Annotated in this window: 1 protein-coding gene; it reads left to right on the forward strand. The window is 63.7% G+C overall.

Annotated elements, in window-relative coordinates; genetic code table 11:
- Positions 1 to 139 precede the first annotated feature (139 nt).
- On the forward strand, positions 140 to 397 hold a 258-nt coding region (locus I6F37_RS43475; RefSeq protein WP_225154907.1), incomplete at its 3' end, for a hypothetical protein.

Raw genomic sequence — 397 nt, forward strand, 5'->3', positions numbered from 1 at the left:
CCTCACCCTGCGTGGGTCTTCGGGCTGCAATCCCGAACATCTTCAGCGACTTCGTCGTTGCAGCGGAATGGATGAGACGCTCGCGGAGGAGGCAACGACTCCCGGAGCCAGCCCGGAATGGCTCAGAGCTCAGCTGAGTGTGGCACTGATCGACTTGCTCGACGCGGTGAGCGCCGAGCGCCTGATCGTCATCCAGATCGACGACGCACAATGGATGGATCGGTCGCTCGGGTGGTTGTGGAGTCGCGTGTTGGCGTGGAGCAGCACGCACCCGGTGTTCCGGCTGTTTGCGTTCCGTCCGCAAAGCAGCGAGCGCCCGCCGCTCGATGTTCCTCTGTTGGCATTGTCATCGCTCGAGCACGCCGCCGCAGACACGCTGCTGGACGCCGTACTGAGT

Origin of the sequence: Bradyrhizobium sp. NBAIM08 (assembly GCF_020193935.1) — a bacterium.
GTDB classification, from domain to species: Bacteria; Pseudomonadota; Alphaproteobacteria; order Rhizobiales; family Xanthobacteraceae; genus Bradyrhizobium; species Bradyrhizobium yuanmingense.